Annotated in this window: 21 protein-coding genes; 11 read left to right on the forward strand and 10 right to left on the reverse strand. The window is 63.9% G+C overall.

Annotated elements, in window-relative coordinates; translation table 11 throughout:
• Positions 1–8 precede the first annotated feature (8 nt).
• The gene (locus tag GTP27_RS00610; protein ID WP_161037262.1) at positions 9–434 is read right to left on the reverse strand and encodes a hypothetical protein; all 426 of its coding nucleotides are present in this window, start codon (positions 432–434) and stop codon (positions 9–11) included.
• A gap of 165 nt (positions 435–599) precedes the next feature.
• Between GTP27_RS00610 and GTP27_RS00615 the strand changes: the two genes are divergently transcribed.
• A complete protein-coding gene (locus GTP27_RS00615) occupies positions 600–1,319 on the forward strand; it encodes a sensor histidine kinase (RefSeq protein ID WP_161037263.1) in 720 nt (239 codons plus the stop codon).
• A 9-nt stretch (positions 1,320–1,328) separates the two neighbouring features.
• On the opposite strand, the gene GTP27_RS00620 is transcribed toward GTP27_RS00615, so the two are convergent.
• Positions 1,329–2,069, reverse strand: coding sequence for a transporter (locus tag GTP27_RS00620; protein ID WP_161037264.1), 741 nt, complete (start codon positions 2,067–2,069; stop codon positions 1,329–1,331).
• A gap of 117 nt (positions 2,070–2,186) precedes the next feature.
• Complete coding sequence (locus tag GTP27_RS00625; RefSeq protein ID WP_161037265.1) at positions 2,187–2,699, reverse strand: Lrp/AsnC ligand binding domain-containing protein; 513 nt, start codon at positions 2,697–2,699, stop codon at positions 2,187–2,189.
• 101 nt (positions 2,700–2,800) lie between these two features.
• Here GTP27_RS00625 and GTP27_RS00630 point away from each other — a divergent pair, with 101 nt between their 5' ends.
• On the forward strand, positions 2,801–4,084 hold the full coding sequence (locus GTP27_RS00630) for a D-amino acid dehydrogenase (RefSeq protein ID WP_161037266.1): 1,284 nt from the start codon (positions 2,801–2,803) through the stop codon (positions 4,082–4,084).
• 179 nt (positions 4,085–4,263) lie between these two features.
• The gene (locus tag GTP27_RS00635; protein WP_161037267.1) at positions 4,264–5,103 is read left to right on the forward strand and encodes an HDOD domain-containing protein; all 840 of its coding nucleotides are present in this window, start codon (positions 4,264–4,266) and stop codon (positions 5,101–5,103) included.
• A gap of 16 nt (positions 5,104–5,119) precedes the next feature.
• Here the strand turns inward: GTP27_RS00635 and GTP27_RS00640 are convergent, their stop codons facing one another.
• The 6 genes from GTP27_RS00640 to GTP27_RS00665 form a co-directional block, all read right to left on the reverse strand.
• Positions 5,120–5,575 carry a hypothetical protein gene (locus GTP27_RS00640; protein WP_161037268.1) on the reverse strand — a complete coding sequence of 152 codons (456 nt, stop codon included), beginning with the start codon at positions 5,573–5,575 and terminating at the stop codon, positions 5,120–5,122.
• 148 nt (positions 5,576–5,723) lie between these two features.
• On the reverse strand, positions 5,724–8,375 hold the full coding sequence (locus GTP27_RS00645; protein WP_229633262.1) for a bifunctional diguanylate cyclase/phosphodiesterase: 2,652 nt from the start codon (positions 8,373–8,375) through the stop codon (positions 5,724–5,726).
• Positions 8,372–8,815 carry a type 2 periplasmic-binding domain-containing protein gene (locus GTP27_RS00650; protein ID WP_161037269.1) on the reverse strand — a complete coding sequence of 148 codons (444 nt, stop codon included), beginning with the start codon at positions 8,813–8,815 and terminating at the stop codon, positions 8,372–8,374. Before GTP27_RS00650 ends, GTP27_RS00645 begins: the two co-directional genes overlap by 4 nt.
• Before the next feature lie 10 nt (positions 8,816–8,825).
• Positions 8,826–10,070, reverse strand: coding sequence for a hypothetical protein (locus tag GTP27_RS00655; RefSeq protein ID WP_161037270.1), 1,245 nt, complete (start codon positions 10,068–10,070; stop codon positions 8,826–8,828).
• A 523-nt stretch (positions 10,071–10,593) separates the two neighbouring features.
• Positions 10,594–10,854 (reverse strand): helix-turn-helix domain-containing protein, encoded by a 261-nt coding sequence (locus GTP27_RS00660; protein ID WP_229633264.1) that lies wholly within the window; start codon positions 10,852–10,854, stop codon positions 10,594–10,596.
• Positions 10,851–11,912 (reverse strand): HD domain-containing phosphohydrolase, encoded by a 1,062-nt coding sequence (locus tag GTP27_RS00665; RefSeq protein ID WP_161037271.1) that lies wholly within the window; start codon positions 11,910–11,912, stop codon positions 10,851–10,853. Before GTP27_RS00665 ends, GTP27_RS00660 begins: the two co-directional genes overlap by 4 nt.
• Before the next feature lie 240 nt (positions 11,913–12,152).
• On the opposite strand from GTP27_RS00665, the gene GTP27_RS00670 reads away from it, so the two are divergent.
• The 4 genes from GTP27_RS00670 (at position 12,153) to GTP27_RS00685 (ending at position 17,278) form a co-directional block, all read left to right on the forward strand.
• Complete coding sequence (locus tag GTP27_RS00670; protein ID WP_161037272.1) at positions 12,153–12,782, forward strand: response regulator; 630 nt, start codon at positions 12,153–12,155, stop codon at positions 12,780–12,782.
• A 112-nt stretch (positions 12,783–12,894) separates the two neighbouring features.
• Positions 12,895–14,589 carry a sensor histidine kinase gene (locus GTP27_RS00675; RefSeq protein WP_161037273.1) on the forward strand — a complete coding sequence of 565 codons (1,695 nt, stop codon included), beginning with the start codon at positions 12,895–12,897 and terminating at the stop codon, positions 14,587–14,589.
• Positions 14,586–14,966, forward strand: coding sequence for an Hpt domain-containing protein (locus GTP27_RS00680; RefSeq protein ID WP_161037274.1), 381 nt, complete (start codon positions 14,586–14,588; stop codon positions 14,964–14,966). The genes GTP27_RS00675 and GTP27_RS00680 overlap by 4 nt, the downstream gene beginning before the upstream one ends.
• Complete coding sequence (locus GTP27_RS00685) at positions 14,963–17,278, forward strand: hybrid sensor histidine kinase/response regulator (protein WP_161037275.1); 2,316 nt, start codon at positions 14,963–14,965, stop codon at positions 17,276–17,278. Before GTP27_RS00680 ends, GTP27_RS00685 begins: the two co-directional genes overlap by 4 nt.
• A gap of 25 nt (positions 17,279–17,303) precedes the next feature.
• Here the strand turns inward: GTP27_RS00685 and GTP27_RS00690 are convergent, their stop codons facing one another.
• Positions 17,304–19,067: a PHA/PHB synthase family protein gene (locus GTP27_RS00690; RefSeq protein WP_371865869.1), complete on the reverse strand. Its 1,764-nt coding sequence runs from the start codon at positions 19,065–19,067 to the stop codon at positions 17,304–17,306.
• A 161-nt stretch (positions 19,068–19,228) separates the two neighbouring features.
• Between GTP27_RS00690 and GTP27_RS00695 the strand changes: the two genes are divergently transcribed.
• Genes GTP27_RS00695 through GTP27_RS00710 form a run of 4 tightly spaced genes read left to right on the forward strand, consistent with a single transcriptional unit; the run spans position 19,229 to position 25,628 of the window.
• Positions 19,229–20,686, forward strand: a complete 1,458-nt coding sequence (locus tag GTP27_RS00695; protein ID WP_161037276.1) for an efflux transporter outer membrane subunit — start codon at positions 19,229–19,231, stop codon at positions 20,684–20,686.
• The gene (locus tag GTP27_RS00700; protein WP_161037277.1) at positions 20,683–21,756 is read left to right on the forward strand and encodes an HlyD family secretion protein; all 1,074 of its coding nucleotides are present in this window, start codon (positions 20,683–20,685) and stop codon (positions 21,754–21,756) included. Before GTP27_RS00695 ends, GTP27_RS00700 begins: the two co-directional genes overlap by 4 nt.
• The gene (gene rbbA, locus GTP27_RS00705; protein ID WP_161037278.1) at positions 21,753–24,500 is read left to right on the forward strand and encodes a ribosome-associated ATPase/putative transporter RbbA; all 2,748 of its coding nucleotides are present in this window, start codon (positions 21,753–21,755) and stop codon (positions 24,498–24,500) included. Before GTP27_RS00700 ends, rbbA begins: the two co-directional genes overlap by 4 nt.
• Positions 24,501–25,628: an ABC transporter permease gene (locus tag GTP27_RS00710; RefSeq protein ID WP_161037279.1), complete on the forward strand. Its 1,128-nt coding sequence runs from the start codon at positions 24,501–24,503 to the stop codon at positions 25,626–25,628.
• Positions 25,629–25,635: the final 7 nt, after the last annotated feature.

Below are 25,635 nucleotides of genomic sequence, written 5' to 3' on the forward strand. Positions count from 1 at the left end.
GGCCGGCACTAGTCCGGCCGCGCTATCGCCGCATCCCGCAAGCCCGTCTCGGTACTCTGCGCCACTTGGTCCGCATGCTGATGGTCATCGTGTGCATCGACCATCTCGGGCGCCACTTCGATGCGCGTGACGCCGGCATCGACCGAGAGCGGATCGCTGGCAGGAAAGGTCATCTCCAGTCCATCGTCGAGCAGATGTTCCTGCGCCTGCGCCGCCGGCTCGGGCAACTCCTGATCGGCCAGCGTGGTAATCGCCACGGCCCAGCGCACCAGCGCCAGCTCGGCCAGATCGCGCACGCTATGCACATTGAAAGCCTGTGCCAGCGCCCGCGCATCGCGCGGACTCAGGCCGCGCAGAGCGCTCACGGGCGCAGCCGCCAGCGCGCGAAAGCTCAGGCCGGCATACTCCTTGTCTACGATGGTATCGATATTCATGACCCTCCCCCATGGCGGCTGTAGTACAAGTCTGGTCCGCCGCCGCCTTGCAGTCTGTGCGTTAGCCCACTCACACTCGCGCGTGATGCGCGCACGCGACAGTGCGCCACATTTATGCCGACTCGGGTATGATCGGCGCAACCTGCCCCTGCTCGCGAGCTCACCATGTCTGCCCAACCTGCACCAGCGTCGCCACCGTCACCCGCCCCGCACCCTGCTGCGCAGCGTAATGCCGAGCTGAGCGACCTGCTAGGCCATTTGCATAACTGCTGGGACAATGAACGGCGCTCGCTGTCGCGCCAGCTGCACGACAGCCTTGGTTCCACGCTGACAGCGCTGACCATGCATCTGGGCCTGCTGACCCAGAAAATGCCGCCCGACCCGGCGCTGCAGGACCGTGCCGCGCAAATGAAGCAGCTACTGCTGCAGGTCGTGGAAACCAACCGCCAGATGCAGATGCGGCTGTGGAACGACAGACTGGAATTTCTCGGCGTACGCGTCGCACTGTGCGAGGCGGCAGAACAGTTCGGCGCGCAGCAGCACATCACAGTACGCTGCCGTCTGCCCGAACAGGAGTTACAGTGCCCGCGCAGTCACAGCGTGGTGCTGCTGCACGCGCTGGAAGAAGGCTTGCGCAATATCGCCATGCACGCCCATGCCAGCGCTGTCGATGTGCAGGTGAGCGAGTCGCCGCACAGTATTACTCTGCAGCTGAAAGATAACGGCATCGGCATCGCTGGCGGCAACGACCAGAGCAGCGGCAAATTCGGCCTGCGTACGGTGCGAGAAAGAGCAGCGTATCTGGGCGGCACGCTGTCGCTGGAAGAAGCGCCGGACGGCGGCACCCTGCTGACGGTAAAGCTGCCGGTACCGGCCAGCACCTAGCACGGCCGGCTACCACAGCCGCGCCAGCGGCAGCACGGCGCCGCTGAACAGCGACCATCTGGGCGTCGCCGCGCTCAGACCATGGGCCACGCCGATATCCAGCGTGAGCAGCTTGCCAGGGCTGAAACTCAGGGCTGCCAGTAGCTGCGAATTGCGCTCGCTGCCACGGCGCCGGCTGCCCGACCATTCGCCGGTCACGCCCCAGCGTTCGTCCAGCGCCAGCGAAAACGAGGCCGACAGCCCGGTCTGGATACGGCCGCTGCCCGCCTCGATGGCGCCGATACGGGTCAGATTCAGGTTGGCATCCGTGTGTATCTCGCCGATATCCTGACTGACGATGCCGTTCAGGCTGTAGTCTGCCTTGCCGCTGCCTATGCCGCTACGGGCAGTGGGCAGCTTGCTACCCAGTTCCAGCCCCAGCGCAGTTTCTTCGCTGAGTACCAGCGCCCGCTTGAGCACCAGCTGGGTATCGCCCACGCCGCGCAGGCGTGCCCCATCGTCCGGCGCCGACACCAGCCCTTCGCCGCCCAGCACCATACCCCATTCGCTATTAAAAGCCAGCTTGAAGGTATAGGGCAGACTGTAGCGGCGCGCAGCGCTATCCTGGCTGCCCAGCCCACCCAGTTCGAATTCCAGCTGGCCCGCCGCCGGCAATTGCGCCGGACTCGACACGGATGGCCGGTACGGCGTCACAGGTGCAAATTCATCAGCCTGCGCACTCAGTGCGAACAGACCGCTTGCCAACAGCATCAGGCATCTCATAGGCTTCTTCCGCAAGTTTTCCGCTTGGTTGCAGCAATTCGGGACCACCGTGCCAGCCTATCAGTTTCAAGCTGCTACGCCTAGTCCGTGCTGCACGCCCGCACCCTAGCGCGCACCCGTCTGGCCGGTAGCCAGCTCGGTTGGCAGACTGAGCGTTTCTTTGATTTCCTCCATCACCACATAACTCTTGGACTGCGCCGCACCAGGCAGACTGAGCAGCATGTCGCCCAGCAGTTTGCGGTATTCCGCCATTTCATGAATGCGTGCCTTGATCAGATAATCGAAATCGCCCGAAACCAGATGGCATTCCAGCACTTCCGGTATGCGCAGCACTTCGCGGCGGAACTGCTCGAAGGCCGGCCCCGACTTCTGATTGAGCGTAATTTCCACAAACACCAGCAGCTTGGCACCCAGCGCCGGCGGATGGATACGGGCGTGGTAGCCGGTAATCACGCCGTCGCGTTCCATGCGCTTGACCCGCTCGATGGCCGGGGTGATCGACAGGCCCACCTGCTCGCTCAGGTCTTTCATGGAAATCCGCCCGTCATCCTGCAGGATGCGCAGTATCTTCCTGTCAAGCTTGTCAAGTGTACGTACCGATTCTTTTTGAATTCTCATGAAAATCCACTGAAATACGCAAGTTATACAGTAACAAATGCTAGTGAACAGAGAATACCATAGCGGAATATCTGGCACGAACAAATAATGGGGAGACTGCAATGCGCGTTGTTATCTTGGGTAGCGGAGTTATCGGCGTCACCAGTGCCTACTATCTGGCCCGCGCCGGCCACGAAGTCACCGTGCTCGACCGCCAGCCGGGTCCCGCACTGGAAACCAGTTTCGCCAATGCCGGCCAGATTTCGCCCGGCTATGCTTCGCCATGGGCTGCGCCCGGCATTCCCCTGAAAGCCATGAAATGGATGCTGCAGCGCCATGCGCCACTGTCCATCACGCCGGATGGCACCCTGTTCCAGCTGCAATGGATGTGGCAGATGCTGCAGAACTGCAATGCCGAACGCTATGGCGTCAACAAGGAACGCATGGTGCGTCTGGCCGAATACAGCCGCGACTGCTTCAAAGCCCTGCGCGCCAGCACCGGCATCGAATACGAAGGCCGCCAGCAAGGCACCACCCAGCTGTTCCGCACCCAGAAGCAGCTCGACGATGCCGCCAAGGATATCCGCGTGCTGGAAGAGACGGGCGTGCCCTACGAACTGCTGACGCGCGAACAGCTGGTTGCGGCCGAGCCCGGTCTGGACCAGAACAAACTGGTGGGCGGCCTGCGCCTGCCCAACGATGAAACGGGCGACTGCCAGCTATTCACTACCCGCCTGACGGCCATGGCCGAAGAGCTGGGCGTCAAGTTCCGCTACAACGTCGACATCACCCGCCTGATGACGGCCGGCGAAGAAATCCGCGGCGTGCAGTGCGGCGCCGAAGTGGTCACTGCCGATTCCTACGTGGTGGCACTGGGCGCGTATTCCACCGCCTTCCTCAAGGATCTGGTGAAAATCCCCGTGTACCCGCTGAAAGGCTATTCGATCACCGTGCCTATCGTGAACGCGGCCAGCGCCCCCGTTTCGACCATCCTCGACGAAACCTACAAGATCGCCGTCACCCGCTTCGACGACCGCATCCGCGTGGGCGGCATGGCGGAAATCGCCGGTTTCGATCTGCGCCTCAATCCGCGCCGCCGAGAAACGCTGGAAATGGTGGTCAACGATCTGTTCCCCGGCGCCGGCAACACGGCAGAAGCGAGCTTCTGGACCGGCCTGCGCCCGATGACGCCGGACGGCACGCCGGTAGTCGGCCGCACCGGCGTGCGCAACCTGTTCATCAATACGGGCCACGGCACGCTGGGCTGGACCATGTCCTGCGGTTCGGCCCAGCTGCTGGCCGATCTGATCTCCTCGCGCCGTCCGGCCATCATGGCCGACGATCTGTCGGTGGCGCGCTATCAGCCCCAGCATCGCAGCGGCCGGCCACAACTGGCCAACGCCTGATCTCCTTTGCCGCACCACGGTCCGGACACCGTGGTGCGTGCTTTTTCCGCACGGCGCCTTGAGGGCGCCGTTATATTTTGTCCAGTTCAGATCGCCTAAAACCCAGCATTGTCGTTTTGTAATGCACTATTATTACGCTGGCGTTGAGAATGACTCGGCGCATGCGTATAATTTTGACCATGAACAAACTCGAAGCCTACGGCCACATCGCTGCGATGGCCATACGTGGCGAACTGGTCTTCCCGACCAGCGTCAATGCGGCACTGCGCGTCCAGCTGGCACTGGATGATCCGGAATGCCCGATCGATAAAGCCATCAGTCTGGTACTGGCCGAGCCGCAACTGGCAGCCCGCACGGTGGCGATCTCCAACTCGGCCATGTTCAACCGCGCCGGCGCTCCGCTGATCACCAATGTGCGCGGCGCCATCATGCGCATCGGCTACCAGAACCTGTTCGCGCTGGCGGCCGCCATGGTGGTGCGCTCCTTCGGCAGCAAGATCACCGATCCCGAACTGCGCGCCAAGGCCGAGAAACTGTGGGACCACACCATCGCCGTGGCGGCGCTGGCCCGCATCATCGCGCGCAAGGTCACGGGGGTTAATCCCGACACGGCGCTGTTTGCCTCCATCGTGCACGAAGTGAGCGGCTTCTACCTGCTGTCACGCGCCGAGGAGTTCCCCGGCCTGCTGGAAGAAGATGCGGAGAACTGGCACGCGGCGAGCGAAGAGATCATCACGCGCGAAGTGCTGCGCAAGCTGTGCATTCCCGAGCCGGTCTCGGAAGCCATCGAAAACCTGCGCGACGGCTTCCTGTCGATTCCGCCCGAAACCCTGTTCGATACCCTGCTGCTGGCCAATCTGCTGACGCCCGTCAAATCGCCGCTGCAGGAACCCCAGCGCGACCTGCCGCCCCATTCGGAGTCGGCGATCGAACTGTTTATCGATGACGAAAAGCTAGAGTCCATGCTGGCCGAGGCGAAGATCCACGCCATCGAAATGAATGCCGCCCTGCTGGTATAGGGATATACGGCCAGCCTTATTCCAACTGATCCAGCTGATCGAGCGGATAGCGCCGGATGGCTGTGGCGCACTGGTAGGTGCGCCAGCCGCCCGCCAGCATGAACAGCAGGCCCAGACCCAGTGCAACCAGATTATCGTGACGGTAGTAACTGCGCACTGTCTCCAGCGGCAGCACCGGCTTGCCGCCCACACTGACCATATACACGGGATAGAACTGGCCCGATAGCAGCGCCGCGCCGCCGCGCTGCCGGGGATCGAAGCTGACCCGCGCCGGATAGGCCACCGCATCGTGCAGCGCGGCCTGCAGCTTCTGCTCGGGGTCGCCTTTGCGGTACAGCACAAACATGCGCTCCTCCCCTTGCAGACCGAAGTAGTAGCTGTCGATGGTGCTGCGTTCCCATTCGATGCGGCCACTGGCCGTTTCCAGCTGCGCCGCCGCCGGGAAGCGCCATTCCAGTACTGCAAACAGCAATACCAGTCCTATCCCCAGCAACAGAACAAAGTGCGCACCGCGCTCACTGGCCAACCAATATCTCATCATCGATCACGATCAAGGCAAGGCTGCCATGATACATGGCGGACGCACGCTGCGGGGAAACTGGCGCGCTTGCGGCGGCAGATTATGCCAGCGCTGGCGCCAGCCGGCCCAGGCCGGCACTGGCCGGCATCTGGCGCAGCAGCAGCTGGCGCAGCTGCTCGGGCGCCAGCGGACGGCTGAACAGATAGCCCTGCATCTCGTCGCAGCCATTGTGACGCAGGAAGGCGCGCTGCTCTTCCGTTTCCACCCCTTCGGCAATCACGCGCAGACGCAGCTGGTGCGCCAGCCCGATGATGGAGCTGGCGATGGCTTCATCGCCGGCATTGCTGCCCAGATCGCGCACAAAGGACTTATCGATTTTCAGTGTGCTGATGGGGAAGGACTTCAGCGCCGACAGGCTGGAGTAACCGGTGCCGAAATCGTCGATGGAGAGCGAAATGCCCATCGCCCGCAGCTCGCCCATCTTGGCCACCGCCTGCTGCAGATCGCGCATGATCACCCCTTCCGTCACTTCCAGCTCCAGCCATTCCGGCGCCAGCCCGCTCTCTTCCAGCGCCTGCGCCACGCGCTGCACCAGCCGCTGCTCTTCGAACTGGCGCGGCGAAACGTTGACGGAAATGCGCAGCGGCGGCAGACCCGCCTCCTGCCATAGCTGGTTCTGCCGGCAGGCTGTCTGCAGCACCCATTCGCCCAGCGCGAAGATCATGCCGCTCTCCTCGGCCAGCGGAATGAAACGGTCCGGCCCCAGCAGGCCGTATTCGGGATGGGCCCAGCGCACCAGCGCTTCCACCCCGAAGATATGGCCGCTACGCAGGTCCACCTTGGGCTGGTACACCAGCTGGAACTGGCCATCGTCCACCGCATTGCGCAAGCCTTCCAGCAGATGCAGCTTGCGTTCGATGGTGGCATTCATTTCGCGCGTATAGAACTGGCAGTTATTCTTGCCGGTATCCTTGGCGCGGTACATAGCCGTATCGGCATGCATCAGCAGGGTTTCGGCATCAGCGCCATCGTCCGGATACACCGCTACCCCGATGCTGCAGCTGACCTGTACCTCCTGATCGCACAGCAGTATGGCTTCAAGCACGGCTTCGCGCACCCGTTCCAGCACGGGCGCCGCTTCCACCCCGTAGCTTTCGTTCAGCAGCAGGACAAACTCGTCGCCACCGAAGCGCCCCACCACGTCACCGGCACGCAGGCAGCCAGCCATGCGCTCGGCCACTACTTTCAGCAATTCGTCGCCGGCGTTGTGGCCCAGACTGTCGTTGACCAGCTTGAAACCATCGAGGTCGATAAACGCCACCAGCAGCGCACTGTTGTGGCGGTGCGCCTGAGCGATAGCCTGCTCCAGCCGCGCGCCTATCATGCTGCGGTTGGGCAGACCGGTCAGCGTATCGTGGTGGGCCAGATGCAGCATGCGTTCTTCCGCCAGCTTGCGTTCGCTGATATCGCGCACGATGGCCACTACCCCGCCTTCCACCGCCACCATCTGCTGGTGCAGCCAGCGCGCCTTGAGCTGGGGCAGATTGTTTTCCCATTCCTGTTCGTGCACGCCGCCCAGCTGCATCACCCGCACCATGCCGGCAAACATGGCGCTGCTGCGCGCCTGCGGCGACAGGCCGCATAGAGTCATGCCGCGCAGCTGCTCCTTGCTGTGGCCTATCATCTTCTCGGCGCGCGAATTGGTATCGAAGAAGGCGAAGTCGCAAATCTCGCCGTGGCTGTCGTACACGGCGCGCAGCACGAAGAAGGCATCCATGCTGGCTGCTGTCGCGGCCGCATAGGTTTCCTGCGCGCGCCGCACGTGGGTACGGTGGCGCGCGCCCTGCCAGGCCCACAGGCACAGCAGGGTGGTGCCCAGCGCCAGCACGGCGCTGGCAATCCCGGCCTGCCACAGCTTGTCCTTGCGCTGGCGCTCGAAGCCGCTCATGGCTTCCTGCTCCGCCAGGCCCACCACCACATTCAGCGCCACGCCATGCAGTTCGCGCATGTCGCTATAGCGCTCCACCCCTTCCAGACGGCGGAACTCGTCGCTGCTCAGGCGCTGGCCGAAAGTCAGCTTGTCGCCTGTGCGCAGCGCCCGCACTATGCCATCGGAGCCCACCAGCCCCAGCATGCCCAGCTCGCCCAGGCGGCTGCGCTCGTAGCTGCTGGTGAAATAGGCCGGATCGGTTTCCACGATGACGATGCCGGCAAAATTGCCCAGCGCATCGTCGAGGCGGCGGGTAAAGTGCACATGCCAGTCGTTGTTGGCCACGTCGCGGCTTACCGGGCTGACGTAGGTCGCGCCGCTGTCGCGTTCCTGATGCACGCTGAAATAAGGCTGGTCAGCCACCGACATGGCGCTGCGGCGCGGCCGGCTGGCCACCACCTGACCGTTGCGGTCGACGATGCTGACGTTGAACACCACCCCGGGCGGCAGCAGCCCTACCCGTTCCAGTTCGGCGAATGCACCGAGCGCACCTTTGCGCTCGACGGCATATTTCACCACGCGCAGGGTCTGGTCTATGCTATCGAGGCTGCGCGACACCTGCGCCTCGTAAGTGCCCATCAGCTCGCGCAGCGAATCGCTGACGGCTTCCTGCGCATGGGCTCTTTCGTTATTGATTTCATGGAAGGTCACCAGCCAGATCGCCAGCAGCAGCAAGCCGGCGAACACAGGCAGCGCCAGATAGGTATCGATACCCCGGCGCAGCCACGGGCGCCGGCGCGCAAACAGCGACTTGCGCATCATCGCAGCACCAGCACGGCTTTAACGCTGGCATCGAGCGCACTGCGTTCGAGGTAGGCGATCATGGCGGGATTGTCCGCCACCAGCTTGCGGATGGCCGGCATGGAACTGAGTTCGCGCGGCGGCTGGCCACGGCCGGTGAACACCATACGGGTCCAGTAGGCTTTCATCAGCGCCGGCGATTTGCCCGCCACGCGGTTGTAGAACTCGTCGCGCAGGGCATGGCCCAGCGGCAGGTCGAGCGCCTGCACTTCCTCGCCGCCGGGCAGGCGCGCGGTACGGGCGAGGAATATGTCGGCCACCTGCTCGCTGGTCAGCGCCACTACCGAACTGCGCGCGGAGACGATGACCACCATCTCGGCAGCAGCGGCCGCGCTGCCATCGGCCAGCAGCAGCATCAGGCTGACGCCGAAAGCGCAGCATTGTTGCCAGAGTCTAGACATGGCCGCCCCGTCAGAAAACAAAATCCAGCGCCACGCTGAACACGCTGACGGCATGGCCGGCGCGGAAGCCGGGCTGGATGTTGATCAGCGTGCCGCGCGTGCCCGTTACCGGCATCAGGCGCTCGTACTGCAGCTTCAATGCATAGTTCGGCGCCACATCCCAGCGCACGCCGCTGGTGACGCTATGCTGATGCGGTATCGCCGCGAGCAGATAATTGAGGCTGCTACTGAGCTGGCTGGCGCGCGCCAGCTGCAGGCTGTCCAGACCGGCCAGCGGCAGCCCGGGGTCCTGTATGGCAGAAACGGGCTGGGCGATGGCATACCCCAGATACGGTGTCCAGTTGCCCAGCCGTACACCGCCGCTCAGGTAGGCAGCACTGCGGTGACCGAGGAAGGAGTGGCTGACCATGCTGGCCGCTTCGCCCGTCAGGAACCAGTCGCAGGTATCGTAGCTGAAGCCCAGTGCCACGGTACCGGTGCGGGCATTGTCGAGCGCGTAGCGCTGCGCCAGCAGTACTCCGGCAGGGCCGGACTGCTGCAGGCCGTCGAACAGCTGCGGCGCCAGATTAGCCGACACCCGGGTAGTCATGGCGCTCAGACGCAGCGACAGTGCGCCCAGCGTGGCGCTATGCGACAGGCCCGTCATGGCCTGCGCCTTGGCCCGCGCCTGCGGCTTGAACGGCACATCGGCGTGGCCATAGAACAGCTGGGTAACGTGGGTCATCTCGCCGCTGGACCAGCGGTAGTTGGCGTCGATGCCGTCGCTATTGGTGATAGGGATGGCGCCATACAGTTCCACCGGCGGCCGTACCCACGGCAGCGCATAGCCTGCCTTGCGGTAGTCGCCCACCAGCAGCAGGGGCAAAGCGATGCGACCCAGCCGCAGATCAAGTTCGGGGCTGAGACGGTATTTCAGATTGGCCCATTCCAGTTGCGGCGCATAGCCATTCTGCAGGCTGCGCTCGGCAACCACTTGCACCACCATGACCCATTGCGGGTCGAGCTGCCAGTCGGCCTGCACGCCGAGCCGGCTATCCACATCGGGGCTCCAGGCCTTGCTGGCGCCGGCGGTACCGGGATTGAGTGCGCTGGCGCTGTAGTCGGCCTGACTTTCATTGCTATGGACATAAGCGAGCGTGCCGAAACCGCTGAGCCGCCAGCCGGCAGGCGGCATCTCGTCCGCCCATGCAGCGGCAGCCGCGAGCAGCGATAGCAGCGCCAGACTGCGGCGCAGAAGAATGGGGGCAAACGCCATGTTGTGTCCAGAGTGTAGGGAAAAGCGCCGCAGCGGGCCTAAGCTGGCCGGCTGCTTCAGGCGCATAGGCTGGCCTGAATACGGGCGCCGGAAAAACCGGAAGGCGAACTTTATACTTCCAAACGGAAACTGTCGATGAATTAGAGCAATATACCAAAAATCAAATACGGCGCTGCCGGGAATTTGTTTGCGCGCTGAACAAATCCGGCAGATATCGCCATAAAGCGATAGCTTCCGTTGATGGAATCAACAAGAGATCAAATTCAGCATTTATACGCTGCATTTAATAAAATTAATTGATGGTCGCTACAAAGTCCCGCCGATTCTTCACAAATCGCGTCGTCCAGATGAAAGTTCGCCAGATCAAGCTCGAACCGACTATGCGGCTGGCAAACTGCTAGCGGAAAATTATCGCCCTGCATCTTGCAACTCGAAAGCTATATTCTGCGCCCGATCAAATCTCTGCGGCCACCGCCAGTCTGGCCGCCCGCCGCACGCTGATCCCTGTAACTGCGCCTGGAACTCAGTGTGTGGTGCTGCCGCTGCTCTGGCGTCGCTTGAGTTCGGCGATAGGCGTGCCGAACGCTTCATGCACGCGCAGCAGCACTTCGGCGCTGACCTCGGCACGGCCATGGCGTATCTTGCTGATGCTGGACGGTGCCAGCTGCAGCACGCGGCTAAGCTCGGCATCATTTTTCAGCTGCTGTTCGCGGATCACGCTGTCGAGGAAGCCGTTAGGATAGTTCTCGGGCAAGGCGCCGCGTCCACGTGGAATTTTCATCATGCTGCTCTCCGGGTAGCCCTCTGGGCTTGTTGTTCATAATGGGTATGGATGATGCGGACTCCGACCATGTCGCGTAACAGCGCGTCGACACACTCGGGATCGAACTGGCTGCCGCGGCCATCGCGCAGATACTGCGCGGCCGTGGCGATGTCCCAGCCGGGACGGTAAGGTTTGGCACTGGTCAGGGCGTCGAACACGTCGGCCACGGCAACGATGCGCGCTTCCAGCGCAATGGCAGTGCCGGCCAGCCCCTGCGGGTAGCCGCTGCCATCGAAATGCTCATGGTGGCTGTGCGCCATGCGCGCCGCCATCTGCAGCAGCGGCACATCGCTGTCGGCCAGAATGGCCGCGCCTTTTTCCGCATGGGTGCGCATCAGGGCCAGTTCGGCCTGATCCAGCACCCCCGTCTTGCACAGCAGTTCGTCCGGCAGCGCCAGCTTGCCTACATCATGCAGCGGCGCGGCATCGGCGATCATCTGGCACAGGTTGTCGTCCAGCCTCAGCTGGTGCGCGATCAGCAGGGCATAATCGGCAATCCGGGTCATGTGGGCCGAGGTGTCGGGATCGCGCCGCTGCACCGCTTCCAGCAGGCGTTGCACCAGCTCCGTGGTACGGGCGCTGGCCTTGGCTTCGGCCTGCTGCACGGCATAGCCCAGACGCTCGGTATGTTCGGTCAGGCGGTTCTGCCCCAGCCGCCACACCAGCAGGTTGCCGATGCGGGCATGCAGCTCCGTATGATTGAACGGGCGGGTAAGAAAATCGTTGGCCCCCAGCCGCAGCGCCTCGTGGCGCACGGCCTGTGCCGTATCGGCGGTCAGCATCATGACGGGCACGTTCTGCAGGCCGGGCAGCATGCGCAGGCGGCGCAGGCAAGCCAGCCCGTCCAGTTGCGGCATCTGGTAGTCCAGCAGCACCAGATCCGGCACTTCCTGCGCACACCATGCCAGCGCCGCTTCGGGATCGCTAAACGGCAAGGGCTGGGCCACGGCGATAGTGCCCAGTACATGGCTGAGCAATGCCAGATTTAATGGATTGTCATCAATGATCAGAACTTTCATGCTCGCTCCTGCTCTTCCCTGTCCGCTGCCTTGCACGCTGCTGCCGCACCCGCTCTATGTGGCGCCGGTCTGCCTGCCAACGGGCCCCGCTACGCCACCACTAGGCGGAATACTGTTTCGGCGGCATAATGCAGCTATGAACGCGATGGCCGATAAAAACAATTATACCGAGCTTTTTGCGAATTCAACAAATTTGGTATATTTAAATTCTACTGTGGCTAATTTGGGACTTATCTGAGAATGAAAAACGCAACGCAAGCCGATGAAGTGTGCACCACCCAGCGCGCCGCCGAGATCCTCGGCGTCTCGGTCTCTTCCGTGCAGCAACTGGTCGAAGCGGGCGTCATCGAGGCCTGGAAAACCAAGGGCGGCCACCGCCGCATTCCCCTCGCCGCCGTGCTGGCCTATAAGCTGCAACCGGCGGCCGGCTCGCTGGCGGCCCAGCCCGCAGCCGTGCTGGCCAACCGCAATAACAATGCCATCCCCACGATACTGGTGGTGGAAGACAACCCCATGCAGCGGCAGGTGTACGAGACCCAGATCGCCAGCTGGAACCTGCAGGCCACGCTGACTTTCTGCGAGAACGGCTATCAGGCCCTGCTGGAAATTGCCCGCCGCCAGCCCGACATCGTGCTGGCCGACATCGTTATGGACGGCATCGACGGCTATGAACTGATCAACACCATCGTGGCTGATCCGCTGCTGCGCCCGATGCATATCGCCATCCTGTCCAGCCTGGATCCGGCCGAGCTGCAGTCGCGTGGCGGCGTACCCCGCGGCGTGGTATTTTTCCCCAAACCTGTCAATTATGATGAACTGCGGGGCTACCTGAAGGCATGCTGCGCCCAGCACGAACGTAACCGGCAGTAAATTCAGCGGTGTTAATGAATTTGACAAATTTTTGTTTCTGAGGCAATCTTAGGGCTTACTCGCGAGGCCCGCCGCCATTCCGGCTGGCGGGGGCACGTGCAGGGAGAGGGAAATGTTGCAAGCCGTACAAAGGCATATGGACGCGCGCTGGGTACTCGCGCTGTTTGCCCTGTTGCTCGTTAGCGGTATCTGGGGATCCACGCTGTGGCAGCTGGATCAGGACCAGAGTCGCTCGATTGCCGTGGCCGAGCGCGAAGCGCAGGATCTGGTACGCCTGTTCGACGAGCATGCCAGCCGCACCATTTCCGCTGCCGATCAGGCTGTTACCTTCCTGCGCCACCGCTATAACAGCCTGGGCACCAAACTCGATATGAAACGCGAGCTGGCCGAAGGTCTGGGCCCCAGCGATCTGTACACGCTATTTTCCATCGTCGACGAACATGCCGACGTAGTGCTGTCGACCCAGCCTTTCACCGCCATCAATCTGGCTGACCGGCCGCATATCCGCGTGCACATGCAACCCGGTCCCGACGTACTGTTTGTCAGCCAGCCCGTACTGGGCAGGGTATCGCGCAAGTGGTCGCTGCAGCTGACCCGCCGCATCAGCAAGCCGGACGGCAGTTTCAACGGCGTGGTCGTGGTGTCGCTGGACCCGCAGTATTTCACCCGTCTGTACAGCGACATCAATGTGGGCCGTCAGGGTTCGATTGCGCTGGTCGGCGACGATGGCGTGGTACGCGCCCGCCGGGTCGGCAATGACGACAGCCGCGGTCAGGATATTTTCAATACGCCGCTGTTCGCCGCCATGCAGAAGAACCAGCGCGGCACCATGCTGCAGACCGGCCCTATCGACCAGCGCAAGCGCTTCTACGCCTATTCCCACCTGCCCGGTGCTCCCCTGTACACCCTGGTCGGTATCGACTACGAAGAAGCGCTGGCCGACTATCAGGAGCGGCGCAATGTGGCACTGACGCTGGCTGGCGTTACCAGTCTGGTGGTACTGGCCTTCACGGTAGGGATTATCGTGCTGATCGGCCGCCTGATCGTCAGCCGCGAGCAGGCCCATGCCGCCAACCGTGCCAAATCGCGCTTCCTGTCGAATATGTCGCACGAATTGCGTACGCCGCTCAACGGCATTCTTGGTTATTCGGAACTGCTGCAGGCAGAATTTGCCAACAGCCATGCGGGCGGCTTTGCCGATGCCATCCATAGCTGCGGCATCCGCCTGCTCGGGCTGGTCGAAGCGGTGCTGGAACTGAGCAGCCTTGAATCGGGCCAGACCAAGCTGTCGCCCGAAACTGCCGTGCTGAGCGAGGTGCTGCACGGCGCGCTGGCGCGCCAGCGCGGCGCCGCCGTTGCCAAGGGCCTCAAGCTGGAACTGATCAACGGCAGCACTCTGCCTAGCCACCTGATCTGCGACCGCATCAAGCTGATGCGCGTCATGGATATTCTGCTGCATAACGCCATACAGGCCACCGCATCGGGCAGCATACAGCTGCAGACCGACGCCACGCCTAGCCAGCTGCATTTCCGCGTGCGCGATAGCGGTAGCGGCGTGCCTGTTGCACTGCGTGGACGCCTGTTCGAACAATTCTCCACTGCCGACGATAGCGCCTCGCGCGCGCGCGACAGCGCCGGACTGGGGCTGGCCATTGCTGCCCGCCTGGTCGAGCTGATGGGAGGTAAAATTGCACTCGAACATAGCGACGAGCATGGCTCGGTGTTCGTGTTCTGCATACCGTTTATCCGTCCACCCCAGATCGAAGCGCCGGCCCATCCAGCCGCCAGCGCCAAGGAAGCCGCATGACGCCAGTACCGCCCTCGCCCGTATTTCACGTGATTGATCCTGCCGTGCTGCTGGAAGCCGCGGCAGGCAGTCAGGAAATTGCCCTGCTGCTGTCACAGACCTATATCGACAGTGCGCCCGCCACCTATGCGCGCCTGCAGCAGGGTCTGCAGCAAGCCGATTTCGCTGCCATCGGCAGCCAGTGCCATGCGCTCAAAGGCATGACCATGCTGATCGGCGCCAGAGAGCTGACCGCGCTGCTGCAGGAAATGGAGCAGGCGGCACGCCAGCAGCAGCGTCTGGGTGCAGCCGAGCAGCGTCTGGCGGTGCTGTATCCGGCCGTATTCGACGAGATGCAGCTCAGCATCCGCCACAGCAAGCTGGAAAGCCAGGCATGAGCAAACCGGCTGCCCCAGCGTCCCGGCCCGGCCAGTCTGATACCATAGCGGATAGCAGGTCGCGGCCCTACCACCTGCTGCGGCGCGCCGGGCTGAGCGCACACCGCGCCATGCAGCTGATCTGCTTCGCCCTGCTGCTGCTGCTGACGCTGACGGCTGCCATTTCCGCCTGGTCGCTACGCCAGCATGAGATCGACGACTGGCGCGACAGCATGGACAACCTGACGCTGGTGCTGGCCGAGAACACCGCCCAGACCATGGCTGCCAGCTACACGCTGCTCGACAGCGTCGTGGCACTGGTACTGGAGCAGCCCGAACACAAGAACGACAACCGCCGCAACGCACTGGCCAGCGAAGAGATCTATCACAGCCTGCGCGACAAGATGGCCGCGCTGCCGCAGGTCGATGTGGTATCGCTGCTCGATGTGGACGGCAACGTCATCAACTTCACCCGCAGCTATCCGGCTCCGCCCATCAATCTGTCCAGCCGCGACTACTTCCGCTATCACAGCACCCACCGCGGCGATCAGCCGTACATGAGCGAGCCGGTGCGCAACAAGGGCAATGGCAACTGGACCTTCTATGTCAGCCGCCGCATCGAAAATGCGCGCGGCGAATTTGCCGGCGCCGTACTGGTCGGCGTGTCCTGCCAGTTCTTCGCCGACTTCTTCCATCGCGTCAATCTCGGCACGGATTCCACCATCACCCTGTACAACCGCGACTACACCATGCTGGCGCGCTGGCCGTATGCGCCGGAAATGATCAGCAAGCAGGTCCGCACCGGCACCACCTATCAGGTCATCAGCCAGGGCAAGCAGCACGACGTGGTGCTGACCAGCAGCCCGCGCGCCTCGCACGATCTGCAGCCGGAGACCCGTATGGGCGCCGTGCGCCAGGTCCGCGATTTCCCCCTGATTATCAATGCCACCATCAACGAAGACATGCTGCTGCATGGCTGGTGGCGCAACGTGCGCCTGATTACCGGCATTACGGCAGCCAGCATGATCGCCGTACTGCTGGCGTTCCGGCTGGTCGAACAGCTGCTGAAACGGCGCGAGCAGGATGCGCAGCAAGCGCTGCAACTGAAGGCGGCAGCCGATGCGGCCAGTGCCGCCAAGTCGCGCTTCCTGGCCATGATGAGCCACGAGATCCGCACCCCGATGAACGGCATACTGGGCATGTCGGAGCTCATGCTGGGCACCAAGCTCGACGATACCCAGCGCAACTACGCCCACAACGTCCATCAGGGCACGGTCGAGCTGCTGCACATCATTAACGATGTGCTGGACTTCTCCAAGGTGGAATCGGGCCATCTGACGCTGGACCTGCAGGCTTACGATCCGGCCCAGATGATAGCCCAGGTGCTGGCACTGCACGAACCGGTGGCGCTGCGTAAAGGCCTGCAGATCGAAACCGATATCTCCGGCCTGCCCGGCCCGATGGAAGGCGACCCCCTGCGCATGCGCCAGATTCTGGGCAACCTGCTCAACAACGCCATCAAGTTCACGCCGGCCGGTACCATCCGTATCAGCCTGAACGCCACCCCGCCCGGCGATAGCAGTGGCCGCTGGCGCCTGCATTTCGAAGTCACCGATAGCGGCATCGGCATCAGCCCGGAAGGACAGCAGCGCCTGTTCGAGCCCTTCAGCCAGGCGGAACACAACACCAGCAGCCATTACGGCGGCACGGGGCTGGGGCTGGCCATCTGCAAACGCCTGGTCGAACTGATGGGCGGCACCATTTCCTGCCGCAGCAGCACAGGCTGCGGCGCAACTTTTATCGTCGACGTACCGTCGCAGCACTTGCGACAGGCATCAGACCATCAACCTGAAGTGGAAAGTATCACCATGAAGCACACTGCTGTCCCTACCCCTGCCAGCGCAACCACCTCTGCCACCGCCACTGCTAGCAATACGGCAGCGCCGGACGGCAAGCAGGGCCGCATACTGCTGGTGGAAGATACGGAAATGAACCGTCAGCTGGCGCGCATCCTGCTCACCCGCCTCGGCTGGGAAGTCGATGAGGCGCACGATGGCCAGCAGGCGCTCGATGCGCTGGCCGAGCGTCAGTACGATATGGTGCTGATGGATTGCATGATGCCGGTGCTGGATGGCTATCAGGCCACCGAACAGCTGCGCGCGCGGGAAGCGGCGCAAGGCCTGCCGCGTACGCCGGTGGTGGCACTGACGGCCAGCGCCATCGATGGCGACCGCGAACGCTGCATCGCTTCCGGTGCCGATGACTACCTGACCAAGCCTTTCACCTCGGCCGCGTTTGCCGGCGTGATCGAACGCTGGACCCGCCGCGCCTGAGCTGGCGCGGCGCAGTCCGTCCTGCCTAGGCGTCGAGCACGAAATGGCCGGGCGCCGCACCTAACGAGGCATTGCGCGCCAGCTGCGGCGGCTTGATCTGCTTGCTGGCCGAATGCTGCGCCAGCCATTGCTGCCAGCATGGCCACCACGAACCCTGTTCCAGTTCCGACTGGGCCAGCCACTGGTCAGGGCTACGGTAGCCGCCTGTCGCCGCTGCCGCTGCCATGCGGCGATAGCTGCGGTGGGCATGGCCGGGTTCCGACACGATGCCCGCATTATGTCCGCCCGAGGCCAGCACGAAATCGATAGAGGCCGGCGTCAGCAGATGCAGCTTGTACACCGAGCGCCACGGCGACACGTGGTCACGCTCGGTGCCCACCACGAACAGCGGACCGGCCATATTGGCCAGCGCTATCGGCTTGCCGCCCACCTGATAGCGCCCTTCGGCCAGATCATTGCGCAGGAACAGGCCATGCAGGTATTCGCTATGCATGCGGAACGGCAGACGCGTGGCGTCGGCATTCCACGCCATCAGGTCATTCGGCGCCGAGCGCTGGCCCAGCAGATACTCGCGCATCATGCGCGACCACACTAGGTCGCGCGCATGCAGCAGCTGGAACGACGCCGCCATCTGGTCGCCATCGAGGTAGCCCTGCTTCCACATCAGCGCATCAAGGAAAGCCAGTTCGCTATCGTCGATGAACAAGCCCAGTTCGCCCGGCTCGCTGAAATCGGTCTGCGCGGCCAGCAGCGTGACCGAAGCCAGCGTGCCGTGCGCTGCGCTATCGGACGCGCCCAGTGCGGCCGCGCCTATCGCCAGCAGCGTTCCGCCCAGACAGTAGCCCACCGTGTGTATCGGTGCCTGCTGGCAGATCGCCGTGACCTGATCGAGCGCGGCATACAGCCCCCGCTCCAGATAGTCGTCCATGCCCAGATTGCGCTCGGCGGCGCCGGGGTTATGCCACGACACCATGAACACCGTATGGCCCTGCGCCACCAGATAGCGCACCATCGAGTTTTCCGGCGACAGATCGAGGATGTAGTACTTCATGATCCACGACGGGATGATCAGCACCGGCTCGCGATACACGGTGGCGGTCTGCGGGCGGTACTGGATCAGCTCCATCAGTTCGTTACGGAACACCACCTCGCCGGGGGTAAGCGCCACTTCCACGCCGGGGCGGTAGCTGGCATCGGCCGGTTCCGGCACGGCCATGCCCGGTGGCGCCAGCTTGCGGCAGACATCCTTGCGCCAGTTCAGCGCGCCGTCGGCCAGACTGCGCCCGCCGCTTTCCATGGCCGCACGCTGCACTTCCGGATTGGTCGCCAAAAAATTCGACGGCGCCAGCATATCGAGCAGCTGGCGCGCCGTGAAATTCACCACCTGGCTGTGATGGGGCGCCACGCCGCGCACGCCGGTGGTGGCCTGCTCCCAGAATTGCTGGCACTGGAGGAAATTCTGTGCATATTGCTGGAACGGCCAGCGCTGCCAGTCCGGGCCGGAAAAACGCCCGTCGGCCAGCTGGCCGTCTGCCGTCACCGGCACGGCATAGCTCCGCGTCAGCAAGTCCATCTGCTTGCCGGGCGAGGTGGCCAGATGGCAGGCCCAGTCCATGAAAGCGAGCCCCATGCCGATCGGCGACACGCCGCCCGTCAGCTTGGCCATCTGGCTTTGCACGAACAGATCCAGTGTCTGGCTGGGCGTTGCAGCCGGGCAATCGGTCTTGCCGGCCCGGCCCGGGGTGATGCGCGCCGACACTGCCGGCTTGAAAGTAGGCGATGAGCTCACAGGCCCTCCTTAGCATTAGATGAGCAAATTATGAACGACCGTGCGCAAGTAAGTAATTGATCTGTATCAAATTCTTCTTTAAGACTACTTGGCGAGCCAACAAAGTTAATGTTTGATCTACATCAAACAAATTTCTGATTCTACTCAATAAACTGTGGCGTATGACCAACAATACCTACTCCACTCGCGGGCACCTGCGCCTGCGCCAACTTTCCGGCGCAGTAGCCATGCTGGGATTGCTGAGCGCTTGCAGCTCGCTGGCCCCCCAGTATAGCCGTCCGCCGCTGGCGGTCGCCGCCAGCTATCCGACCAGCAGCGCGGGCACTGACATGCCGGCCGACTGGCAGCACTACTTTACCGATCCGGCCCTGCAGAGCCTGATAACGCAGGCGCTGGCGCACAACCGCGACCTGCGCAGTGCCACCCTGCGGGTGGAACAGGCGCGCGCCGCACTGGGTTACCAGCAGGCCGCACTGGCACCTGTCATCGCCGCACAGGGCGGCAGCAGCCGCAGCCACGTGCCGGCCGATCTGAGCCTGACGCGCCAGCCGATGATCACCAGCCAGTACCAGCTGGGACTGGGCATGGCGGCATGGGAGCTGGACTTCTGGGGCAAGCTGGCCAGCCTGCGCGATGCCGCCCGGGCCGAGTATCTGGCCACGGATGCCGCCCGTCAGGCCGCCACGCTGGGTCTGATCGCTCAGGTGGCAGATGCCTATTACGCACTGCGCGAAGCGGACCAGCGCCTGCTGCTGGCCCAGCGTACGCTGGCCAGCCGGCAGGAGAGCTTCCGCATCTACAGCCGCCGCGTGGCCGCCGGTTCGGCCTCGCGGCTCAATCTGACGCAGGTGGAAACCCTGCTGACCCAGGCGCAGGCACTGGCCGCCCAGCTGGAACAGCAGCGCGACGCTGCCCTACAGGCCTTGCAGCTGCTGGTGGGCCAGCCCGTCGCATGGCAGGCCAACACCAGTCCGGACAGCACGCTGGGCGAACTGCCGCAACTGGCCGCCGGCCTGCCTGCTGCCCTGCTGGAGCGGCGCCCCGATGTGCGCGCGGCCGAACTGCAGCTGCAGGCGGCCAATGCCAATATCGGCGCGGCGCGCGCGGCCTATTTCCCGTCCATCAGTCTGACCGCTTCGGGCGGCACGGCCAGCGCCGCCCTCGACGGCCTGTTCAAGCCCGGCAGCGGCAGCTGGAACTTCACTCCCAGCGTGACCCTGCCCCTGTTCGACGGCGGCCGGCGCGATGCCAATCTGGCGCTGATGCAGGCCAGACGCGATAGTGCCGTGGCCAGCTACGACAAGGCGGTGCAGGCCGCCTTCCGCGACGTTGCCAATGCACTGTCGGCACGCCGCTGGCTAGGCCAGCAGGTGGACATTGCCAGTCACGCACTGGCAGTCCAGCGCGAACGCGCCCGTCTGACCCAGCTGCGCTTCGATAACGGCGCCGCGCCTTATCTGGACGTGCTCGACGCCCAGCGCGATCTGCTCAGTGCCGAACAGCAGCTGGTGCAGACCCGCCGCGCCCTGCTCTCGGCCGGTATCGCCCTGTATGCCGCCCTGGGCGGCGCAACGGACGGCGCACAACCTCCTGAACTCTTATCTACGCCACGCTCATGACGCTCACTCTCCGTACCAAACTGATATCCGCCGGCGTGGCCGGCGCCGCCCTGCTCGCCGGCTATTACGGCTGGACCCAGCTGCGCAACAGCGGTCCCGGCGAGGCTTTCGCCAGCGGCAATGGCCGCATCGAGGCCACCGAGATCGATGTCGCCGCCAAGCTGCCGGGCCGCCTGCAGGATATCCTCGTCAACGAAGGCGATTTCGTTAACGCCGGTCAGGTGCTCGGCCACATGCAGGTGCTGACGCTGGAAGCCCAGCGCGCCGAAGCCAGTGCCAATCTGGCCCATGCCGAAGCCGGTGTCGCCAGCGCCAGATCCATGGTCGCCGTGCGCGAGAGCGATTATCAGGCGGCACTGGCGGCAGTAACGCTGCGTGAAAGCGAGCTCGATGCGGCCGAACGCCGTTTGCGCCGCTCCCAGACGCTGGTGACGGAAGGCGCCTCGTCCGAACAGGAACTCGATGATGACCGCAGCCGCGTGCGCAGCAGCACGGCGGCCATCCGCGCCGCACAGGCCCAGGCGGCGGCGGCGCGCAGCGCCATCGAAGCGGCGCGCACCCAGATAACGGGCGCTACGTCGGCCGTGGCGGCAGCCCAGGCCACCATCGAACGCATCGGCGTCGATATCAGCGACAGCGCGCTCAAGGCACCCCGTGCTGGCCGGGTGCAGTACCGTATCGCGCAAGCGGGCGAAGTGCTGGGCGCGGGCGGCAAGGTGCTCAATCTGGTCGATCTGAGCGATGTGTATATGACTTTCTTCGTGCCGGAACAGGTAGCCGGCAAGCTGGCTCTGGGCGCCGAAGTGCATGTGCGGCTCGACGCCGCACCGGGCATGGTGATCCCGGCCAAAGTCTCGTTCGTCGCCAGCACGGCCCAGTTCACGCCGAAAACCGTGGAAACGGCCAGCGAACGCCAGAAGCTGATGTTCCGCGTCAAAGCGCAGATCGACCGCAGCCTGCTGCAGCAGCATCTGACCCAGGTGAAAACCGGCCTGCCCGGCGTGGCATGGGTCAAGCTCGACGCCCAGACGGCGTGGCCTAGCGAACTGCAAGTACGGGTGAGCAAGTGAACGGTCCGGCGCAACAGCCGCCGGTGGCACGGGTTGAAGGCGTCAGCCTGCATTACGGGGCAGCCGTCGGGCTGGATCAGGTTAGCCTGAACATTCCGGCCAACTGCATGGTGGGGCTGATCGGCCCCGATGGGGTAGGCAAATCCAGCCTGCTGTCGCTGCTGGCCGGCGCCCGCGCCGTGCAGCAGGGGCTGGTGCAGGTACTGGACGGCGACATGGCGCAGCGGCGCCATCGCGACGCGGTCTGCCCGCGCATCGCCTACATGCCGCAGGGGCTGGGGCGCAACCTCTACCCCACCCTGTCGGTGGAAGAAAACCTGCAATTCTTCGGCCGCCTGTTCGGCCACGATGGCGCCGAGCGGCGCCGCCGCATCGACCAGCTGACCGATAGCACCGGCCTGCGGCCGTTTCTGGCCCGTCCGGCCGGCAAGCTGTCGGGCGGGATGAAGCAGAAGCTGGGCCTGTGCTGCGCCCTGATCCACGATCCCGATTTGCTCATCCTCGATGAACCCACCACCGGCGTCGATCCCCTCTCGCGCGCCCAGTTCTGGGAACTGATCGCCCGCATCCGGCAGGAACGTCCTGCCATGAGCGTGCTGGTCGCCACCGCCTACATGGAAGAAGCCGACCGCTTCGACTGGCTGGTGGCGATGGATAGCGGCCACATACTGGCCACCGGCACGCCCGCCGAACTGCGCCGGCAAGGCGGCAGCGAGGTACTGGAAGAAGCTTTTATTGCCCTGCTGCCGGAAGAAAAGCGCCGCGGCCACCATCAACTGGTGGTACCGCCCTTCGAGCCGGGCGCGCAGGACGATATCGCCATCGAAGCGCAGGGACTGACCATGCGCTTCGGCGACTTTACCGCCGTGGACGGGGTAGATTTCCGCATCCGCCGCGGTGAAATCTTCGGCTTCCTCGGCTCTAACGGCTGCGGCAAGTCCACCACCATGAAAATGCTGACCGGGCTGTTGCCCGCCACGGCGGGCACGGCGCGCCTGTTCGGCCACGAGGTCGATCCACGCGATATGGCCACACGGCGCCGCGTGGGCTATATGTCGCAGGCTTTTTCTCTCTACACCGAGCTGACGGTGGCGCAGAATCTGGAACTGCATGCGCGCCTGTTCAGCGTGCCGGAAGACGAGATCGCGGCGCGCGTGGCCGACATGGCCAGCCGCTTCGGCCTTGACGGCGTGCTCGCTGCCATGCCCGAACAGCTGCCGCTGGGCGTGCGCCAGCGCCTGTCGCTGGCCGTCGCCATGGTGCACCGGCCCGAGCTGCTGATCCTCGACGAGCCCACCTCGGGTGTCGATCCGGTGGCGCGCGATATGTTCTGGGAGCTGATGATAGAACTGGCGCGGCGCGACCGCGTCACCATCTTCATCTCCACCCACTTCATGAATGAGGCCGAACGCTGCGACCGCATTTCGCTGATGCACGCGGGGCGGGTGCTGATCAGCGCCGCGCCACAAGAACTGGTGCGCCTGCGCGGCAGCGCCACACTGGAGCAGGCTTTCATCGCTTATCTGCAGGATGCCACCGGCGCTACCGCTAGTGCTACCAGCGCTGCCCCGCTGCCGCCATCTGCCCCCCAGCCAGCAGCTACCCCCACCCGTGGCTGGCGCGCCAGTCTGGCACGTGCTTACAGCTACACGCTGCGCGAGACGCTGGAACTGCGGCGCGACCCGGTGCGCGCCACGCTGGCCCTGCTGGGCACGGCGATCCTGATGTTCATCATCGGCTACGGCATCAATCTGGACGTCGAGCACCTGTCGTATGCCGTGCTCGATCACGACCAGACTGGCCTGAGCCAGAACTACACGCTCAATCTGGCCGGCTCGCGCTATTTCATCGAACGCCCGCCCATCCTGGACTACAACGATCTGGACCGGCGCATGCGCAACGGCGAGCTGGCCATGGCGATCGAAATCCCTGCCGGCTTTGGCCGCGACCTGCAGCGCGGCGCTCCCGTCCAGCTGGGCGCGTGGATAGATGGCGCCATGCCGCTGCGCGCCGAAACCACGCGCGGCTATCTGCTGTCGCTGCACCAGAGCTGGCTGGCCGACATGGCCGTGCACCGGCTGGGCATGCACCCGGCCAGCGCAGGCGGCATCGAAACCCGCTACCGCTACAACCCCGACGTCAAGAGCCTGCCGGCCATGATACCGGCCGTTATCCCCATGCTGCTGATGATGATACCGGCCATGCTCAGCGCCCTCTCGGTGGTGCGGGAAAAGGAACTGGGCTCCATCCTCAACCTGTACGTCACGCCGGTGACGCGGGCCGAGTTCCTGCTCGGCAAACAGCTGCCCTATATCGCGCTGGGCATGTTCAACTTCGCCCTGATGACGATACTGGCCGTGACCGCGTTCGGCGTGCCACTCAAAGGCAGCCTGTTCACTATCACGCTAGGCGCACTGCTGTACGTGATCTGCGCCACCGGTCTGGGCCTGCTGGCATCGAGCTTCACGCGCAGCCAGATTGCCGCCCTGTTCGTCACCATGATAGGCACCATCATCCCCTGCGTGCAGTTCTCCGGCCTGCTCAATCCCGTCTCCGGACTCGAGGGGCCGGGCCGCCTGATCGGCAAGATCTATCCGGCCACGCACTTCCTCACCATCAGCCGCGGCGTCTTCAACAAGGCGCTCGATCTGGCCCACCTCGGCTCGGCCTTCTGGCCGCTGGCCGTGGCCGTGCCCGTGATCGTGCTGCTGTCGGTGCTACTGCTGCACAAACAGGAGCGCTAGATGAATACGCGCCTCAATCATATCTACCGGCTCGGCGTGAAAGAGCTCTGGAGCCTGCTGCGCGACCCGATGATGCTGGTGCTGATCGCCTACACCTTCAGCTTCTCCATCTATATCGCCGCCACTGCCATGCCGGAGAGTCTGCACAATGCCGCCATCGCCATCATCGATCAGGATGCCTCGCCGCTGTCGGCACGCATCGCCTCGGCCTTCTACCCGCCCCACTTCAAGGCGCCGCAGATGATAGACCCGGCACGCGCCGATGCCGGGCTCGATCAGGGCGACTACACTTTTGTGCTCGACATCCCGCCCAACTACCAGCGCGATACGCTGGCCGGCCGCCAGCCTGCGCTGCAACTGAATATCGATGCCACCCGCATGAGTCAGGCCTTTACGGGCAATGGCTACATCCAGCAGATCATCGCTGCCGAAGTGGGCGACTTCCTGCGCCGCCAGCAGGCAGCGCCCGCTGCGCCGGTCGATCTGGCGCTGCGCATGCGCTTCAATCCGAATCTGGAGCAGGCGTGGTTCGGCTCGCTAATGGAAATCATCAACAACGTCACCATGCTGTCCATCGTGCTGACCGGCGCTGCGCTGATCCGCGAACGCGAACACGGCACCATCGAACACCTGCTGGTGATGCCGGTTACGCCGCTGGAGATCATGCTGTCGAAAATCTGGGCCATGGGTCTGGTGGTGCTGATTGCCGCGCTGGGCGCTTTACTGTTCATCGTGCAGGGTGCGCTGCATGTGCCGGTGCGCGGCTCGGTGGCCCTGTTCGCCCTGCTGGCCGCGCTGCACCTGTTCGCCACCACCGCCATGGGCATTTTCCTCGCCACGCTGGCGCGCAGCATGCCGCAGTTCGGCATGCTGCTGGTGCTGGTGCTGCTGCCGCTACAGCTGCTGTCGGGCGGCAGCACGCCGCGCGAAAGCATGCCGCAACTGGTGCAGGATCTGATGCTGGCTGCGCCGACCACGCACTTCGTTGCCGCAGGCCAAGCCCTGCTGTATCGCGGCGCGGGACTGGACGTGATCTGGCCGCAGTTGCTGGCGATTACGGCCATTGGCGCAGTGCTGTTCGGTACCGCACTGGCACGTTTCCGCAAGACCATTACACTGATGGCTTAAGACTAAG

The sequence above is a fragment of the Duganella qianjiadongensis genome (genome assembly GCF_009857915.1).
In the GTDB taxonomy this organism is placed as follows: Bacteria; Pseudomonadota; Gammaproteobacteria; order Burkholderiales; family Burkholderiaceae_D; genus Rugamonas; species Rugamonas qianjiadongensis.

Excerpts from the sequence above, each read along its gene's own strand:
- GTP27_RS00610 (WP_161037262.1), bottom strand. The coding sequence starts at position 434 with ATGAATATCGATACCATCGTAGACAAGGAGTATGCCGGCCTGAGCTTT.
- GTP27_RS00615 (WP_161037263.1), top strand. The coding sequence starts at position 600 with ATGTCTGCCCAACCTGCACCAGCGTCGCCACCGTCACCCGCCCCGCAC.
- GTP27_RS00620 (WP_161037264.1), bottom strand. The coding sequence starts at position 2,069 with ATGCTGTTGGCAAGCGGTCTGTTCGCACTGAGTGCGCAGGCTGATGAA.
- GTP27_RS00625 (WP_161037265.1), bottom strand. The coding sequence starts at position 2,699 with ATGAGAATTCAAAAAGAATCGGTACGTACACTTGACAAGCTTGACAGG.
- GTP27_RS00630 (WP_161037266.1), top strand. The coding sequence starts at position 2,801 with ATGCGCGTTGTTATCTTGGGTAGCGGAGTTATCGGCGTCACCAGTGCC.
- GTP27_RS00635 (WP_161037267.1), top strand. The coding sequence starts at position 4,264 with ATGAACAAACTCGAAGCCTACGGCCACATCGCTGCGATGGCCATACGT.
- GTP27_RS00645 (WP_229633262.1), bottom strand. The coding sequence starts at position 8,375 with ATGATGCGCAAGTCGCTGTTTGCGCGCCGGCGCCCGTGGCTGCGCCGG.
- GTP27_RS00650 (WP_161037269.1), bottom strand. The coding sequence starts at position 8,815 with ATGTCTAGACTCTGGCAACAATGCTGCGCTTTCGGCGTCAGCCTGATG.
- GTP27_RS00655 (WP_161037270.1), bottom strand. The coding sequence starts at position 10,070 with ATGGCGTTTGCCCCCATTCTTCTGCGCCGCAGTCTGGCGCTGCTATCG.
- GTP27_RS00660 (WP_229633264.1), bottom strand. The coding sequence starts at position 10,854 with ATGATGAAAATTCCACGTGGACGCGGCGCCTTGCCCGAGAACTATCCT.
- GTP27_RS00665 (WP_161037271.1), bottom strand. The coding sequence starts at position 11,912 with ATGAAAGTTCTGATCATTGATGACAATCCATTAAATCTGGCATTGCTC.
- GTP27_RS00670 (WP_161037272.1), top strand. The coding sequence starts at position 12,153 with ATGAAAAACGCAACGCAAGCCGATGAAGTGTGCACCACCCAGCGCGCC.
- GTP27_RS00675 (WP_161037273.1), top strand. The coding sequence starts at position 12,895 with ATGTTGCAAGCCGTACAAAGGCATATGGACGCGCGCTGGGTACTCGCG.
- GTP27_RS00680 (WP_161037274.1), top strand. The coding sequence starts at position 14,586 with ATGACGCCAGTACCGCCCTCGCCCGTATTTCACGTGATTGATCCTGCC.
- GTP27_RS00685 (WP_161037275.1), top strand. The coding sequence starts at position 14,963 with ATGAGCAAACCGGCTGCCCCAGCGTCCCGGCCCGGCCAGTCTGATACC.
- GTP27_RS00695 (WP_161037276.1), top strand. The coding sequence starts at position 19,229 with ATGACCAACAATACCTACTCCACTCGCGGGCACCTGCGCCTGCGCCAA.
- GTP27_RS00700 (WP_161037277.1), top strand. The coding sequence starts at position 20,683 with ATGACGCTCACTCTCCGTACCAAACTGATATCCGCCGGCGTGGCCGGC.
- GTP27_RS00710 (WP_161037279.1), top strand. The coding sequence starts at position 24,501 with ATGAATACGCGCCTCAATCATATCTACCGGCTCGGCGTGAAAGAGCTC.